Genomic DNA, 14,767 nt, shown 5'->3' with positions numbered 1-14,767 from the left:
ACACTAGTAGGTGCTATTCAGCATTTATTATTAGTTAGTTGGTTAGTTAGTTTAGTTAGAGAAAAAAACTCCCTATATGGGAGTTTTTTTGTACTTGGCAATGGCTGCTTTTATCTTTTCAATCCGATTATCAGGATCGGGGTGAGTGCTTTGATATTCAGGAACTCGGTTTGGACCTGCGGAGGCTTTTAAGATTTCCATAACCCCAATCATTTCCTCAGGATCGTAGCCTGCATCTATCATTAACATGATACCAAGATCGTCCGATTCCAACTCGTCGCCTCTACTATTGGTAAGTAATTTTTGCTGGCCAATACCTCCAATCAATTGGCCCATATCGGCACCAACGGAAGCTCCTGTGGTAACGGTTTTCCAAAATTCGGTTTCGGCAATACGTTCGGCAGAATGCCTGCCTAAAACATGGCCAATCTCATGACCCAAGACGCCGGCCAACTGGGCTTCATTTTCAAGCTGTGAAAATAGGGCATAGGTAATAAACACTTGTCCGCCGGGAAGCGCAAAGGCATTAACAGTGTTGGAATCCCCCAAAAGGTGAAAATGGTAATCGTATGGGGTTTGACTTGCAATACTGCTTTGCACCAATTTATTGCCCACTTGCGTTACAAAAGCTTGGTATTGGTTGTTGGGATGCAATCCACCGAATTGCTGTTCCATTTCTGGTGCGCTTTGCAATCCAATGGCAATTTCTTGATCGGCAGTCATGTTTATGACTTGATCCTTTCCTGTATAAGGATTGGTTTCCATACTGCTACAGCGCTTGATAAATGCAAAAGCAACAATGCAGAGTCCTAGCAAGAGTCTGATTTTAAATCTATTAGTTCTCATGGTGACATAGTTGTGAAAACTAAAATTACGAAATTTTTAGCGTAATAATTCAGGATTGATATCTAAAAGATGCTCTCTTTTATAGGTTGCTATAAGCTCTGGAGTAAGGAAGTCATTTCCAGCTAAATGTTCATTTTTTAGAATTTCGAATAAGTCCAAATTTTTGTAAGATTCCAAGTACTGTTTGGAAAGCGGTTTATAACTATAATGCCAAGGTTCATATTTGAACCCTTTTCGTGATGGATTGTTGGTGTATACCAAGAAAAATCCAAAACGATTGGCATTGGCATCCATCCATTGTTTGAGTTTATGGAAAGCGCCCTGAACTTCAAAGTGTTCTGCCAATAGGACGTCTCCCTTAGGCTGAACCGCATTGGCGTCAATAATATCAAGGTCGGTTCCCCAATGGTGTCTGGATGTACCAGGAATGGTTGAATATTCTATAATGGCATTGATGGCCTCGGTTTCGGGCATGCCTTGAGAGGTAAACAAATTGTATTTTCGGTTCCAAATACGTTTTTGATGTTCAAAATCGCGATAACTGGATACTGCTTTAATATTGATGCCTTCCTTTAAAGCTTCAGCTTTCATTTCTAAAAAAGCTTCGTGCGCTTCCAAAAGTAATTTGTAACCATTTCCGTAAAGGGCAGGAGCACCTTTGCCAATCAATAATTCACAAGAAATGCGATTGGAAGCCAATAAGTTGTTGGGGAAGGCAGAAAACGCCAGTCCCAACAAGGATGCAGATTTTATGAAATGTCGTCTTTTCAAAGCAATTTAAACATGGAGAAATGTAAGCCTATTTTAGGAATATCAAAAGGTTCACCAATGATTTCAAAGCCATTTTTTTTATAGAATGGAACTGCTATTTCTCTGGCATTGCACCAAACCGTATCGGCTTTTAAGTTTGTAAGTATGGTTTCCCCATGTTGTATTAAGGCTGTACCCAAGTTGAGACCTTGTAAATGCTCAAGTACCGCCATGCCTCGGAGTTGGTACTGTGAAGGATTGGGTAAAAGAGGCGTACTATTTTTAAGATAGGTGACCACTCCAGATAGTTCATTTTTGTAAAAAAGCCCTAGATGGAAGGTTGAATCCAATTCGTCATTATCAAAAATACAGTGTTCAATAGGACGTCCAGGCCTTAAAACTGGGTGCCGAACTACGTGTGTTTCCTCTGGGGTGATAAATTTTATAAAAAAATCTTCTTTTGAAGTTTGTGCCAAAATATTTGAAAAATAATGGGTTAGATAAAACTGAAAACAAACTTAAATAAAAAGTTGAATAAAAATGGATTTTTCTCTTTTGTACATTGAATAGTTTGTATATATTTGCGCCAGAATTGCGGGAGTAGCTCAGTTGGTAGAGCGTCAGCCTTCCAAGCTGAATGTCGCCGGTTCGAACCCGGTCTCCCGCTCAAGAAGCTTCACTGAAAGGTGAGGCTTTTTTATTAAATAGTAGTTAGGGTAAAAACGGAGCCAGTTTCTTTTTAGAAATTGTCTCCGTTTTTTATTTGATGATTATTTCAAATTGGATAAATCTGCTCCTGTAGGGACTTCATAAGGAACCTTGTCCTGTTCAAAAATCCTGGCATCCAAACTACCTTTTAAAGTAATAGTACTTCCGGATACGTGCAACCAGCTACCTTCTCTAAGTCCAACTACGGGTTGAGGGTTGAATTTGTGGAATTCTTGAATTCTGGTCTCTCTGGTTTCTCCCATATGGGTACTGCTTGGATCTGGATCCAAATAATGCGGGTTTAAATTGAAAGGAACAAAACCGAAAGTTTTAAAACTTGGCGGATATACTATAGGCATATCGTTGGTAGTGTTCATGGTCAGCCCACAAATATTACTCCCGGCGCTGGTGCCTAGATATGGCGTTCCGTTTGAAGCCGCTTCCTTGATGACTTCAATAAGTCCATGTTTATAGAGTTGGCTCACCAATACAAAGGTGTTACCGCCTCCCACAAAAATAGCTTTAGCTTGCTTTACGGCTTCGGTAGGAGAGTCAAATTCGTGGATGCCTTTGACGGTTTTGTTTATTTTGGCAAAAGGTTCGCTTACTCTAGCGGTATATTCATCGTGGGAAATCCCCCCTGGTCTGGCATAAGGGATAAACAAAATTTCATCAGTGGCCTTAAAAAAGGTACTCAATTCTTCCAAAAGATATTCCAAAGAACCACTACCATGTAGAGTAGAGGTACTAGCGATAATTATAGTTTTCATCATTCATTAATTTGTCGTAAATTTAAGTAAACATCCCCTTTAACAAAAGTTTATATAACCATTGAAGTTTATTTAAGACAAGATGTCGTTACTTTATTACATAAAACCAAATTTTATGACTAAAGCTCTTTTGCTCATCAGTTTTTTGTTGTTTAGTGTTCAAGGACAGTCGCAACAGCTTAATAGAATCATGGTAAACGGTAGAATAGTGGTGGATAGTGATGATATTGAAGGCGTGACCGTTTTTAATAGGAATTCCAGTAAAGGGACTATTACCAATGAAAAAGGAGAGTTTTCCATAAAAGTTGCAGTTAACGATGTTTTGGAGTTCCATGCCTTGCAGTTTCAGGAATTTGAGGTCGTTATAGACCAGGAGATTATCATTTCTAAACAGCTTACAGTGTTTTTGGTGGAAAAAGTAAACAAATTGGATGAGGTGGTGGTGCTACCATATGATCTTTCTGGGAATTTGATGATAGATGTGGAAAGTATCAAAATCTATAATGCCGATTTAAAGGGGCTTGATTTGGGATTGGGAAATATGGAAGAATTTGAGTTTCCAGATGATGCCCGATCCAGAACTGAAAATTTCACCATGCACTCTCAGGGACAAACTATGAAGAATGGCCTGAATATTAAGAACATTGTAAGTCTACTTTTGGTGCCTTTATTTGAATCGCCAACTAATAAAAGTGCGGACAAAGTTGATACGGTAGATATTCCTATGAGCAGTTTTAAAAGTCAATATAGCGAAGAGTTTCTAGAGCAAAACTTCGGAATCCCTAAAGATCAAGTAGATGATTTTATCATTTATGTAGAAGATAGTGGCTTGGATTATAGCTTGCTGGACGAAGGCAAAGAATTGCAATTCCTTGAATATATTAATGACAAAAGCAAACTTTTTTTAAGCACGCAGAGTGGCAGAAATTAAGAAGCTTTTTTTTCTATGTTACTTTGCTGGTATTGGAATACTCTGTGCTCAGCAAAAGGTTTTGGAAGGTATTGTTTCAGCAAGTGGGGATGTAGAGGGTATTCACGTTATTAATAAAACAGCAAGTAAATTTACTAAAACAGATGAAAACGGGAGTTTTGAAATTTCGGCAAGTCTTCAAGATACGTTGCAAATCACAGGTATAAAGTATAAAACTAAAGAGCTAATCGTAACTACTGAAATTTTCAATTCAAAAACCGCAAAAGTTACTCTGGAAGACCAAATCAATGAATTGGATGAGGTGATTGTGGGGAAGGTATTGACGGGCAATTTATTGCTGGATGTACAGAATTCTGAAGCCAAACGAGATATCAATTTTTACGATGTGGGCATCCCAGGTTATACCGGGAGGCGCAAAACCCAAAGTGAACGGAGGCTTTATGAAGCGACCACAGGTGGCGGGATTGTGCCGCTCAACCCAATCATGAATTGGATTTCTGGTCGTACCAAGCGGCTTAAGCATTTAGTTAAGTTGGAACGTCAGGATCAATATATGAATCAAACCATGTCTGAGTTTTGGGAGATGCTTATGGAAATTGATGAGTTGGAGGAATCCCAGAAAATGGAGTTTTTCTATTTTGCTTCGGAAGATGAGCGCTTCATGGAACTCTATAAATTGAATAACGATATGTTGATGTTTGAATATCTCAATGAAAAATTGGAGGCCTACAGAAAACGTCTTAACGAGAATAAGAATTGACCGTTAAATATTTTTGAAACACTGAGCATCTAAATAAACTACTTAGTATATTTGCATCGTGATACTATCAAGAACATTTTTATTTATAGGCACTACCGAAGTCATGTTCATACTATTTATAGTAGTTATGGTGTTTGGTGCCGATAAAATTCCTGAAATAGCGAGAGGGTTGGGGAAAGGTATGCGCATGCTTCGCGATGCCTCTACCGATATCAAATCGGAAATTACCAAAAGCGCCGAAAAAAATGGGATTGATACCAGTATTACCCAAGATGTCCAAGACGAACTTACTAAAGTTAAGGACGATTTGGAGCAATTTACCGGGTCTGTAAGACGTAAAATGTAAAGTTTCTTTTACAATTTTCGGCTTATGGTAAGGCCGTCTCTAATAGGTAGCAAAACGGTTTCAATACGTTTATCCTCCTTCAATAATTTATTGTATTCCAAAAGTGCCAAGGTTGAAAGATCATCCTCTTTTACCTGTTGGATAACTTTACCACTCCACAATACATTATCGGATAATAAAATACCGCCTTTGTTGAGTCTGTCCACAATCAAGTGGAAGTAGTTGACATAGTTGGGCTTGTCCGCATCAATAAACACCAAATCATAAGTGAGGTCCAGTTCCGGAATAATTTCCGTGGCATCTCCTAAATGTTGGTGGATTTGGGAACCATAAGGAGAGATGTCAAAATATTTGCGTTGAAAATCCACCAACTCTTCATTGATGTCAATCGTGTGTAAAACACCATGTTCCTGAAGCCCTTCTGCTAAACATAAGGCAGAATAGCCTGTATAAGTACCGATTTCCAAAATGCTCTTGGGGTTGATAATTTTTGAAATCATACTCAACAATCGCCCTTGGTAATGCCCACTCAACATTCTTGGCTGCAAAATCTTTTGAAAGGTTTCCCTTGTAAGCTGTTGCAGCAATTCTGGTTCGTCCTCCGTATGGGCAACCACATACTCGTCTAAGGCTTCAGGTATAAAATGCATTAGGATAGAATCTTGTTGATTAAATTTTGCTTTTTGGATTCGTCGTCACCAAACAACCATTGCAGGACGTTGTCTTCCCACATGGCGTCTTTTTCCTGTTCGTTGATAATCTTTCGTTCTATGGCCAAATCCAAGATTTTCCCTGGATATGATGATTGTGTGGCACTTTCCATTTCTCCCAATGGGTAAGGGTCGTCCAAGCCCATTAGCACTTGTTTGGAAGTCTGGTTTTTGATCAAGAGTTCCAAAGAACCCGTGTCATGAACCAAAGTATCAAAGAAAATGTTCTTATGGCCAACGGCTTTTCGTGGATGCACTTTGCCTTCAAACAAATCGTGTCTACCGTCAAATCCTTGAATACGTCTTCCTAGGTTAATTTGTGCCAATTGGCCACCGTGCGCAAAACAAACCCGCATGTTCGGGTACTTTTCATAATAACCATTTAAGGTCAAGAAATGGTAGGCATCCGCACATTGAGCCAGCATCCAAATTAAGTGGAATCTCCAAGACGTGTTTTGTAACTTAATGAATTTTTCTCCATCATAAGGATGGATTTCCACTGCCAAGTTGTACTTGTTGGCCAATTCAAAAATAGGCTCGTTTTCTTCATCAAAAATACAGCGCCAGGTACCAATGGTGTCCATGTAGTGTGTTGGCAAACACAATAGGTTCATGCCCAATTCCTCAACACAACGTTCAATTTCCCAACAAGCACCTCTCACAAATCCTGGGTGTACCACAAATCCACAGGTAAATTTACTTGGATTTTCAGCTTGAATTCTTCCGTTGAAATCATTTTGGAATCGTAAGGCCTGCTTCATTTCTTCCAAGCGCAAACCATTACCGTACAGTTGCGATAAATTTAGTACTACAGCATGATCGATATTAAAACGATCCATCCATTCCAATTTCTCCTTCAAAAAGAAACTAGAGTCCGTAACCGGACGACTCCAATCTTTCTGAAGCATATATTTTCGGTCCTTATCTACCCAAAAAATACCTTTGTCTTTCATAAACTGAGGAATCTCTTCTGGATAGGGAAGTAAATGGGAATGGCCGTTAATGCGAAGTTTGCGTTTTTCCATGAGTGGGTGATGAGCTAGTGTTTTGGTTTGGGGTTATTCTTCGGTTTTTACAGGTGTTGGTGGTTGCATAACGTGCCCGCAATTGGTACAAGTGCGTTTGTCCAAATCGCCATAATATTTATCAAAAATTACAGGCATATCGGTTTCAATGTTATCCACCGGAAACTCTTCACGATACAGTTGCTCGTTGCAATTTTCGCAATACCATTCCAAGGCATCATTCACACCTTCGGCTCTTGGGTATTCAATCACCAAACCAACCGTATTGGCTTTACGTTGCGGCGAATGTGGCACACCCGGAGGCAACAAATAAATATCTCCTTCCTTGATTTCAATATCTTCTGGTTGGCCATCGTTCATGATGCGCAATATCATATCGCCTTCCAATTGGTAGAAAAACTCAGGTGTTTCGTTATAGTGATAATCTTTTCTACTGTTGGGACCCCCAACAACCATCACTATATAGTCACCGTTAGGCCATACACATTTGTTACCAACTGGCGGTTTTAATAAATGACGGTTTTCGTCAATCCACTTTTTAAAATTTAATGGGCTTACCAATTTACTCATTACAATATATTTTGGGCGTGCCCCTTACGGGTCGGGTTTTTCGCGCTACACGGTAGCTTGCTTCAACCCCTCACGCGGGTTTCTATAAAATTACAAACTTTTTGTGCGTCCACCATCAACCGGAAGGTTAATTCCGTTGATATAGCTGGCACATTGGCTGGCCAAAAACGTTACGGCATAGGCCAACTCTTCTGGCTGTGCAAAACGCTTTGCAGGAACGGCTTGTTTCATGGCATCGGCAGCGGCTTCTTCACTGGTTCCAGTTTTAGCCGATTTGTTTTTGATGATTTCTGTCAAACGCTCAGTTCCCGTAGCACCAGGCAATACGTTATTTACCGTAATACCAAATTGTCCCAATTCATTGGCCAAAGTTTTACTCCAATTAGCAACAGCCCCACGAATGGTATTGCTCACCCCAAGTCCGTCCAAAGGTTGTTTTACCGAGGTAGAAATCACATTGATGATACGCCCATAACCTTCTTCCTTCATAAACGGAACCACCGCTTGTGTCAAAACGTGATTACATTTTAAGTGATTGGTAAAGGCGCTTTCAAATTCTTCCAACTTGGCATCAAAAACTGGGCCTCCAGCTGGACCACCTGTATTGTTTACCAAAATATGAAACCCGTGATGTGCTGAAATAAAATCAGTCACCTTTTGTTGCAGTGCTTCCGGATTGGAAAAATCGGCAACAATATAAGAGTGCTCTTCGCTGTTTGGTAATTCGGCAAGTACCGCTTTTAATTTATCTTCATTTCTGGCTACCAAAGTAACTTTGGCACCTTCCTTTGCTAATTCAATGGCTGTGGCTTTTCCAATACCTGCAGTACTTCCGCAAACCAAAGCGTATTTATTGTTTAAGTTTAAATTCATGTCTTAATATTTACATTTCATTAATCATGGGTCAGTATATTACTTTATTCCCATTTATAAAAGTTTCCACACATTTAATGTCATCTAAATTTTCAGTCGCTACCGAAAATGGATCCTTGTCAAGTATTATAAAATCAGCATATTTTCCTGTTTCCAAGGAACCTAATTTATCCTCCATCTCAATTTGCCAAGCGGCATTAATGGTCAAAGTTTTTATGGCGTCCATTAAAGAAATCCGTTCATCTTCATTAATAACATACCCTGAGGATGTTTTGCGTTCCACAGCTGTTTGAATAAGCCTGAACGGTTTACTTTCAAACATAGGCTGATCGGCATGAATGCTGCTCACAATACCATTATCTAGAGCCGATTTTAATGGAAGCATGGCATGGCTGCGATCTTCTGCCAAGATGTCTTTGCTTAAGGCATCTCCATAGTAATACAAATGGTTAATATGAAAACTAGGGGTGAGATTCAAGGTTTTTAATTTTGGTAGGTCATTTTTGGAAAGTAACAAACAATGCTCCAAACGATGTCTCGAATTGCTGAAATCCAATGTGCCGTTCAAGGAACGGAAGAACTCAATAATATCCGAATTGGCAGCATCGCCCTGTGCATGAAATGCCATCTGCCAGCCATTGTTGTGATAGGTTGTGATGAACTGTTTTAAACTGTCCTTGGAGGTCAAAGCCTTACCTTTCGAATTTTTTGTGATGTGTAATTTGTTCTGGGTTAAATCGGATTCTAAATACGGTTCATTCATATACATGGAACCTGTGTATGGTGAACCGTCGTACCAATGTTTAATACCAATAATATTGTAAAAATCGTTGCTCAGTTTTTTCTCGGGAAGCAAATGGGCCATGTCATGGCGGATGTATAAAAAATGTCTTGGCGTTGGTTCTCTTTTGGGAAGAAATCCTAATTTTTCCAGCAAGCTACCTAGGAGACTAGGCTCTTTACTTGATAGATGTTCAAAGAGCAGCAACGATTTTTTATCATTGATGGTAATACCGGTAGATACAATGGTTGTATTGCCATTTTGGGAATAGGCTCTCATTACTTTTTGTGCTGCTCGGCTCAGCATTGTGGAGGTCAGCACGTCTTCCTTTAACTTCTCTATAAAAGGCTTAAAAGCTTCTTGCTCTACAATGGCTCCTGTTAAATTTCCTTTAGCATCATGTTCGTAATAACTGTGTGACGACGGATTAGGAGTTTTTGAAGTAATGCCCACCATTTCAAAGGCTTTGGAATTGGCCCAGTAATTATGCAAACTTTGACTAAAAATAACCACAGGGTTCTCTGGCGCAATTTGGTCCAAGTATTGAATGCTAGGTGTCTGTAAATCTTTTGTCATCACTGGATCCAAACCTTTGCAAACAATCCATTCGCCTTTAGGAGTTTGTTTTACAATGTCTTCAAAGGAGTTCCAAATAGCCTCGTTATTGGGATGTGTAAAACCGGATAGGTCATGCATTTCCGAAAGGAACATGCTTAAGGCAAAGTGAGTATGGACATCAATAAATCCAGGAAGTGCCGTTGCTCCTTGTAAATCTCTTTTCAGAACATTTTCAAGGTCTTTCTCAGAAAAATCTTTTAGCTCGCCAATGTGTTTAATGATGCCATTTTCCACCAACATGGCATTGGCTTTGGGTTGAGCATCATTAATGGTTATAAAGTTCCCGTTGAAATAAAGAGTGGGGGCCGTTTTTTGAAAATCCAATTTTAGATAATACAGGCCAAAAGCAACCAATAGGATGACAGCTAAGACTGCAAATTTCAGTTTCCTTTTCATGGTAAATTAAAAAACGAACCCTAGGTATTGGATTAGTAGGAAATACATACATTCTTGGCTTCGGTAAAGAAACGCAAGGCTTCAAAACCACCTTCTCTACCAACTCCAGAAGCTTTTACACCACCAAAAGGCGTGCGCAAATCTCTCATCAACCATGTGTTCACCCAAACGATTCCAGCCTGAAGTTGTTGACTCATTCGCATGGTGCGTTTTAAATCGTTGGTCCAAAGGGTAGAGGATAGACCATAAGTGACTTTGTTTGACATTTGCAGGACTTCATCTTCCGTGTCAAAAGGCATGATGGTCACTACTGGGCCAAAAATTTCTTCTTGGTTTACTCGACATTCGTCTGTAGGGACTTCTATAACCGTCGGCTCCAAATAATAGCCATTTTCAAAACCTTCAATAGTTACTTGTTTGCCTCCGCAAAGAATCGTTCCGCCTTCTTCTTTGGCAATGTCAATATAGCCCATGACTTTTTCCATATGTGGCTTGGATACCAAAGCCCCAATATTGGTAGAGGCCTCAGATGGATGGCCAATTTTAAGGGCCTTTACATTCTCAACAAAATCGGTTTTGAACTTTTCGTAAATAGGTCGTTCCACAAAAATTCGGCTACCGCATAAACAGATTTGTCCTTGGTTGGCAAATGAAGATCGAACGGTTGTTTTCAGCATATCATCATAATCGCAATCCGCAAAAATGATATTTGGATTTTTGCCGCCTAATTCCAGCGATAGTTTTTTGAACATTGGTGCTGCAACTTTGGCAATATGGGCTCCAGTAGCAGTGCCTCCCGTAAAGGAAATGGCTTTGATATCTGGATGGTCTATAATGGCTTGTCCAGTTGAGGTTCCCAATCCGTGGACAATATTTAAAACACCTTTTGGCAAGCCTGCTTGGTTACAAATAGCTCCCAAAAGGTAAGCCGTCATAGGCGTAATCTCACTGGGTTTGGCAACTACGCAGTTACCTGCAGCAATGGCAGGGGCGATTTTCCATGTGAATAAATATAAAGGCAAATTCCAAGGTGAAATACAGCCTACTACACCAATAGGTTGACGCAATGTATAGTTCACCGCTTGTTGGCCTACGCTTTCGTGACTTTCGCTAGCGAATTGCGTAATGGCATTTCCGAAGAAACGGAAATTGCTGGCCGCTCTTGGGATGTCTATGGATCTGGCCAGGCTCAATGGTTTTCCATTGTCGATACTTTCAGCCTTGGCAAGGTCCTCCAAATTGGCTTCTATCAGTTCTGAAATTTTTAGGAGAATTCTGCTGCGTTCTTCCAAAGTGGTTTGCGACCAAGTAGGGAACGCCGATTTGGCTGCGATATAAGCGTTTTCTACATCTTCTTTAGAAGAGTTGGGAATTTGGCCATAGACTTCACCATTGGCCGGGCAGTAATTGTCTAACCAACTTTCTGAAGAAGGTGAGAGGAATTCACCATTGATATAATTTTGAATATTCATTTCATTAACAGATAGAAGAACCATGCTGAAAAGGCTCTAAATGATTCTTGGTTTGATGTCTTTATTCTAGGCCTTTTTATAAGCCGTTACTTTTATTTCAATCAACAAATCCGGATGTGGCAATTGGTGTACGGCCACAGTGGTTCTTGTAGGGCCTGTGGCTTTATCAAAAAACTCGCCATAGGCTTTGTTGTAGCCTGCAAAGTCATTCATGTTAACCAAAAACGTGGTAACGTCTACGATATCTTTTAAGCTGGCGCCAACGGTTTGTAAGGTCTTGTCGATATTCTTTAAAACCTCTTGAGTCTGTACTTCAATATTGAAAATTTTGGTATTCATTTCATCTACCAATTCTACACCGGCAATGGAGTTGTCTGGTCTTCTGGAACTAGTTCCGGAAACAAAAATAAAATCGCCAACTACTTTTACGTGTGGGTAGGCACCTCTAGGGGTTACTTTCTTTTCTTTGCTCATGCTTATTGTTTCATTCCCGCTATTCTGTCATCTTCCAAAATGTTATCGGTAGCGGTTTTTATGTTTTCTAAGGTTTCTTTAAGTTCTGCTTCGGTCATGTCTTCAACATTGGAAATAATGCCATCGGCCAACATGTTTAAGATGGCTTTGTCTTGGGCTCTTCCACGTAACATGGCTTCTTGATAGCCAAGTTCTTCATTGAAGGTTACTAAGGAATATTTGGAGGAATATTCAGTTGGGAAGGTTTTTTCAAGGGCCATTTCCAATTGGCGTTTTTCCCTGAAATTGGCTTTGTTCACGTGGCCTTTCATTTCAAAGAAATTATCGATGGCCAAATCGGCTATGGCATCGGTGTCCTTTTTTCTGTTGGCTTCGTAGATTTTAAAGATGGTTTCCCAATCGGTGTGGCCTTCTTCCAAGACCTTATCCAATTCGGTGACATCTTCAAAAGAAGCATTCATGCCTTGTCCATAAAACGGTACAATGGCATGGGCGGCATCACCCATCAATAATGTGTTGCCTTTGTAATGCCAAGGGGAACATTTTACGGTACCAAGTGGCGCTGATGGGTTTTCAAAAAACTCTTCGGCCAGGTTTGGCATCAATTCCAAAGCATCCTTAAAGTAAGTAGAGAAGAACTCTTCAACACGCTCTTTAGTGGTTAAATTATTGAAATTGTATTCGCCTTCATCAAAACTTAAAAACAGGGTTACCGTAAAACTGCCATCCAAGTTTGGAAGGGCGATGAGCATAAAGGCATCGCGACCCCAAATATGAAGGGCGTTCTTGTAGGTTCTAAAACCACCGTCTTCGGTTGGAGGAATACTTAATTCCTTGTAGCCATGTGTTAGATAATTCTGTGAAAAGCTAAATAGGAACTTTTTGCCCAAATAATAGCTTTTTCTCATGGCAGAACCGGCACCATCCGTGGCGAAGATGACATCGGCATTTGCTTCAAATTCGGTATTGGTATCGTAGTCTTTAAAAAGCGCAGTGGTATTTTCAAAGTCAACCGATTTGCATTTTTTGTTGAAATGAATGGTGACATTTTCGTGCTTTTCGGCTTCGTCCAATAACAGGGCATTTAGGCCTCCTCTTGATATGGAATTGATATACTCATGTCTTCCGCTATAGGGAGAAAAAGACGTGTTGCCTTCCAAGTCGTGGAGCATTCTTCCGTTCATAGGAATACACAATGGCTCAATTTGGTCTTGAATGCCTACCATGTTCATGGCCTTGATACCACGGTCTGAAAAGGCTAGGTTAATGGAGCGGCCAGCACTAATATCTACTTTTCGCAAATCTGGCCGCATTTCATAAACGGTTACCTTATAACCTCTTTGTCCAAGACGAAGAGCCAAAAGACTTCCGCAAAGTCCGGCGCCAATAATCAATATATGTTGTTGTGTGTTATTCATTTTTAGTTGTCTAACGTCAGACGGTGTGTTTAATTTAAAATAGCTTTTAACTTGTCTACCATGTGGTACACGTCTTGAAAAGAATTGTAAAGCGGCACGGGAGCGCAACGAATCACATCAGGCTCTCTCCAGTCACTAATCACACCTGCTTCGGTTAATTTTTTATGTAGATTTTTATCGGCATTTTTTACTTGAATGGACAATTGGCAACCACGCTCGTCTTGATTTTCTGGAGTGATGATTCTAATTGTGTCTTCGCCAAGTTCTTTCAGTAAGAATTCAAAATAGCCGGTTAGTTCTTTCGATTTTTTGGAGAGTTTTTCAATGCCTACTTCTCCAAAGATATCCAAGGAAGCCTTAATAGCAGCCAAGGAAAGTATAGGAGGGTTGGACAATTGCCAACCTTCTGCTCCCGGCAAGACATCAAACTCATGACGCATATTGAAACGGGTTTGCTTGTTGTGGCTCCACCAACCGGTAAAACGGTTGAGGTTTTTGTCATGGGCATGGCGTTCGTGCACAAAGGCTCCTGCCAAACTTCCAGGTCCTGAGTTGAGGTACTTGTAGGTACACCAAACGGCAAAATCGGCTCCCGAATCGTGAAGGTTGAGTTGCACATTTCCGGCTCCATGGGCACAGTCGAAACCAACCATACAACCATGTTGATGCCCCATTTGCGTGATAAGTTTTAAATCGAAATATTGTCCTGTATAGTAGTTGACTCCTCCAATCATGATCAAGGCAATCTCATCGCCATGGGCGTCCAAAATTGCTTGTAAATCTTCATAGCGCAGCAATTCTTCTCCTTCTCTTGGAGTCCATAAAATCAAACCTTCCTTATCGTCATAACCATGGTGGCGTAATTGTGACTCTACAGCATACTTATCACTAGGAAACGCATCAGATTCGATGACAATTTTATAGCGTTTTGGGGTAGGTTTGTAAAAGGACACCATCATGAAATGTAGGTTGGCCGTAAGGGTGTTCATGGTCACTACCTCGATAGGTTTGGCACCAACTACTTTAGCCATGTTTTCCGTTAGGAATTCATGGTAGGGCATCCATGGGTTTTTGGCATCGGTATGGCCTTCAACCCCTAGATTGGCCCAATCTTCCAATTCTTGATCAATGTAAGATTTGGTAGTTTTAGGTTGTAGTCCTAATGAATTTCCGCAAAGGTAAATTAGCTCGTTTCCTTGTGAATCTTTTGGGATGTGAAACTTGGTTCTGTATTGTGCGAGGTCGTCATTTTGGTCTAGTTCTTTGGCAAAATTCAAACCTGATTTATATGTAGACAATTGTAATTTTTTTTTGGGTTG

Annotated in this window: 16 protein-coding genes and 1 tRNA gene; 4 read left to right on the top strand and 13 right to left on the bottom strand. The window is 40.2% G+C overall.

The genetic code is table 11. The annotated features are described in order from the left end of the window. Positions 1 to 72 precede the first annotated feature (72 nt). From ZA06_RS03540 to ZA06_RS03530, 3 genes are read right to left on the bottom strand one after another with little or no spacing between them, the layout of a single operon-like run. Positions 73 to 846, bottom strand: a complete 774-nt coding sequence (locus ZA06_RS03540; protein WP_053976012.1) for a M48 family metalloprotease — start codon at positions 844 to 846, stop codon at positions 73 to 75. Between the two features lie 36 nt (positions 847 to 882). Beyond that, positions 883 to 1,617 (bottom strand): M15 family metallopeptidase, encoded by a 735-nt coding sequence (locus ZA06_RS03535; protein ID WP_053976011.1) that lies wholly within the window; start codon positions 1,615 to 1,617, stop codon positions 883 to 885. Continuing rightward, on the bottom strand, positions 1,614 to 2,072 hold the full coding sequence (locus ZA06_RS03530; protein ID WP_053976010.1) for a GNAT family N-acetyltransferase: 459 nt from the start codon (positions 2,070 to 2,072) through the stop codon (positions 1,614 to 1,616). The genes ZA06_RS03535 and ZA06_RS03530 overlap by 4 nt, the downstream gene beginning before the upstream one ends. A gap of 118 nt (positions 2,073 to 2,190) precedes the next feature. On the opposite strand from ZA06_RS03530, the gene ZA06_RS03525 reads away from it, so the two are divergent. Further along, positions 2,191 to 2,263, top strand: a tRNA-Gly gene (locus ZA06_RS03525). A gap of 103 nt (positions 2,264 to 2,366) precedes the next feature. On the opposite strand, the gene pepE is transcribed toward ZA06_RS03525, so the two are convergent. Continuing rightward, positions 2,367 to 3,074, bottom strand: coding sequence for a dipeptidase PepE (pepE, locus tag ZA06_RS03520; RefSeq protein WP_053976009.1), 708 nt, complete (start codon positions 3,072 to 3,074; stop codon positions 2,367 to 2,369). 115 nt (positions 3,075 to 3,189) lie between these two features. On the opposite strand from pepE, the gene ZA06_RS03515 reads away from it, so the two are divergent. Genes ZA06_RS03515 through ZA06_RS03505 form a run of 3 tightly spaced genes read left to right on the top strand, consistent with a single transcriptional unit; the run spans position 3,190 to position 5,111 of the window. Beyond that, positions 3,190 to 4,005, top strand: coding sequence for a carboxypeptidase-like regulatory domain-containing protein (locus ZA06_RS03515; RefSeq protein WP_168155205.1), 816 nt, complete (start codon positions 3,190 to 3,192; stop codon positions 4,003 to 4,005). Beyond that, positions 3,992 to 4,765, top strand: a complete 774-nt coding sequence (locus tag ZA06_RS03510; protein ID WP_053976007.1) for a carboxypeptidase-like regulatory domain-containing protein — start codon at positions 3,992 to 3,994, stop codon at positions 4,763 to 4,765. The genes ZA06_RS03515 and ZA06_RS03510 overlap by 14 nt, the downstream gene beginning before the upstream one ends. Positions 4,766 to 4,823: 58 nt before the next feature. Next, positions 4,824 to 5,111: a Sec-independent protein translocase subunit TatA/TatB gene (locus ZA06_RS03505; RefSeq protein WP_082331919.1), complete on the top strand. Its 288-nt coding sequence runs from the start codon at positions 4,824 to 4,826 to the stop codon at positions 5,109 to 5,111. A gap of 8 nt (positions 5,112 to 5,119) precedes the next feature. Here the strand turns inward: ZA06_RS03505 and ZA06_RS03500 are convergent, their stop codons facing one another. The 9 genes from ZA06_RS03500 to kynU all read right to left on the bottom strand — a co-directional run bounded on the left by ZA06_RS03500 (position 5,120) and on the right by kynU (position 14,746). Next, positions 5,120 to 5,761 carry an O-methyltransferase gene (locus ZA06_RS03500; protein ID WP_053976005.1) on the bottom strand — a complete coding sequence of 214 codons (642 nt, stop codon included), beginning with the start codon at positions 5,759 to 5,761 and terminating at the stop codon, positions 5,120 to 5,122. Continuing rightward, positions 5,761 to 6,846, bottom strand: a complete 1,086-nt coding sequence (locus ZA06_RS03495) for an amidohydrolase family protein (protein WP_053976004.1) — start codon at positions 6,844 to 6,846, stop codon at positions 5,761 to 5,763. The genes ZA06_RS03500 and ZA06_RS03495 overlap by 1 nt, the downstream gene beginning before the upstream one ends. A 33-nt stretch (positions 6,847 to 6,879) precedes the next feature. After that, positions 6,880 to 7,416 carry a 3-hydroxyanthranilate 3,4-dioxygenase gene (locus ZA06_RS03490; RefSeq protein WP_053976003.1) on the bottom strand — a complete coding sequence of 179 codons (537 nt, stop codon included), beginning with the start codon at positions 7,414 to 7,416 and terminating at the stop codon, positions 6,880 to 6,882. A 90-nt stretch (positions 7,417 to 7,506) separates the two neighbouring features. Further along, positions 7,507 to 8,289 (bottom strand): SDR family oxidoreductase, encoded by a 783-nt coding sequence (locus ZA06_RS03485; protein WP_053976002.1) that lies wholly within the window; start codon positions 8,287 to 8,289, stop codon positions 7,507 to 7,509. A 31-nt stretch (positions 8,290 to 8,320) separates the two neighbouring features. Further along, positions 8,321 to 10,084 carry an amidohydrolase gene (locus tag ZA06_RS03480; protein ID WP_053976001.1) on the bottom strand — a complete coding sequence of 588 codons (1,764 nt, stop codon included), beginning with the start codon at positions 10,082 to 10,084 and terminating at the stop codon, positions 8,321 to 8,323. A 32-nt stretch (positions 10,085 to 10,116) separates the two neighbouring features. Then, positions 10,117 to 11,556, bottom strand: a complete 1,440-nt coding sequence (locus tag ZA06_RS03475; RefSeq protein ID WP_053976000.1) for an aldehyde dehydrogenase — start codon at positions 11,554 to 11,556, stop codon at positions 10,117 to 10,119. A 66-nt stretch (positions 11,557 to 11,622) separates the two neighbouring features. Continuing rightward, positions 11,623 to 12,030 (bottom strand): RidA family protein, encoded by a 408-nt coding sequence (locus ZA06_RS03470; protein ID WP_053975999.1) that lies wholly within the window; start codon positions 12,028 to 12,030, stop codon positions 11,623 to 11,625. A 2-nt stretch (positions 12,031 to 12,032) separates the two neighbouring features. Continuing rightward, positions 12,033 to 13,448 carry an FAD-dependent oxidoreductase gene (locus ZA06_RS03465; protein ID WP_053975998.1) on the bottom strand — a complete coding sequence of 472 codons (1,416 nt, stop codon included), beginning with the start codon at positions 13,446 to 13,448 and terminating at the stop codon, positions 12,033 to 12,035. Positions 13,449 to 13,477: 29 nt separating this feature from the next. Beyond that, positions 13,478 to 14,746 (bottom strand): kynureninase, encoded by a 1,269-nt coding sequence (gene kynU / locus ZA06_RS03460; protein WP_053975997.1) that lies wholly within the window; start codon positions 14,744 to 14,746, stop codon positions 13,478 to 13,480. Between the last annotated feature and the right edge of the window lie 21 nt (positions 14,747 to 14,767).

The sequence above is a fragment of the Mangrovimonas xylaniphaga genome (assembly GCF_001280435.1).
In the GTDB taxonomy this organism is placed as follows: Bacteria; Bacteroidota; Bacteroidia; order Flavobacteriales; family Flavobacteriaceae; genus Mangrovimonas_A; species Mangrovimonas_A xylaniphaga.
The sequence above is the reverse complement of the archived record's forward strand: the minus strand, read 5'-3'. Positions and strand labels throughout refer to the sequence as shown.